The sequence below is a fragment of the Williamsia sp. genome (genome assembly GCF_016462415.1).
Classification (GTDB): domain Bacteria; phylum Actinomycetota; class Actinomycetes; order Mycobacteriales; family Mycobacteriaceae; genus Williamsia_A.
On record NZ_JAEMTF010000090.1, the window covers coordinates 17140 to 18267 of the forward strand.

Annotated in this window: 1 protein-coding gene and 1 pseudogene; one reads left to right on the plus strand and one right to left on the minus strand. The window is 73.5% G+C overall.

What is annotated here, in order from left to right; genetic code table 11:
• A partial coding sequence (locus JHC79_RS18115) for a DUF2339 domain-containing protein (protein WP_296393399.1) occupies positions 1–564 on the plus strand: 564 nt, incomplete at its 5' end.
• Between the two features lie 16 nt (positions 565–580).
• Here the strand turns inward: JHC79_RS18115 and JHC79_RS18120 are convergent.
• Positions 581–1128 (minus strand): annotated as a pseudogene (locus JHC79_RS18120) (hypothetical protein); the annotation flags it as partial.

Sequence of the window (1128 nt, forward strand, 5' to 3'; positions counted from 1 at the left end):
ATCGGCGGCCTCGCGTTCGTGGGCCAGTCGCCGATGTCGATGGTGGTCGACCCTGTCGACGTCCGCGCGACGCTGGCGGTGTCGACGATTGTCGCGGGCGTGCTGCTGGCCGCGACCGCGGGAGTGACGGCGTGGGCGTGGGTCCGTTCCGAGGCTGTCGCACCGGCCGCTCAGTGGCTCTGGGCGTTGACGGGAGCGGTTGCGCTGTACGCGATCACGAGTGTCTGTGTCACCACGGGCGTGGCCGTCGGCGGTGTCGACGCCGGCTTCCTCGCCGGGCACATGGCAGCCACGATCTGCTGGGTGATCGCCGCCGCGGCCGCCCTCGTGCAGGCCACGCGGGTCCCGGCGGGATCGGCGCGGATCGTGCCGGTCGGGGCCGGGCTCACCCTGGCCGCGGCAGCGGTCGCCAAGCTGATGCTCTTCGACCTCGCCACCCTCGATGGTGCATTCCGGGTGGGCGCGTTCATCGTCGTCGGACTGATACTGCTGACGATCGGTGGCCGCTACGCCCGGGTGTTGAGTCGCGACCCGGCCGACACCTCGTCACCCGCGGTGACGTAGGCCTCTCTCCCAGAGGTCACTCGCCACTGTTCCGGCGACGCAGCAGCTCCTGCACGCTGATCTGACGATCCTCACCCCGCTCGTGCCGACGGCCACTCGAATCGTGGTCGTCGGTACGTGCGTTGGACCGGTCGTCGTCGCGCGGATCGTCCTCAGGACTCAGCGACGCGATCAACGGCCGACCGTTGCGCTGGTCCTGCAGGGACGGACGCCGTCCCAGCGGGCCGCGGTCATCGGACGCGGACGGGACCGGCGGCCCGACGGGAGGTCGGGCGCCGGTGCGTTCGGGCGGCACGGGGCGTCCGCCGCGCACCGGCATCGGCTCCGGGCCGCGTCCGGTTGCGGGGCCTGAGGGCGCTCCGTTGGATACCGCAGGCGATCCGTTGGGGCGGGGTTGGTCGCCGCCGCTCGGGGGCCGGGCACTGATGGCTCCGCCGAGCCGGATGCCGCTGTCGCCGAGGCTCCAGCCGCCGGTGTCGGGACGCGAGCTGCTCGCGCGGCCGCGCGGGGCACCGGTTCCGGCGGGCGCGGGCGACGGTTCCGGCGTAGCGCTCGACCGGGGAT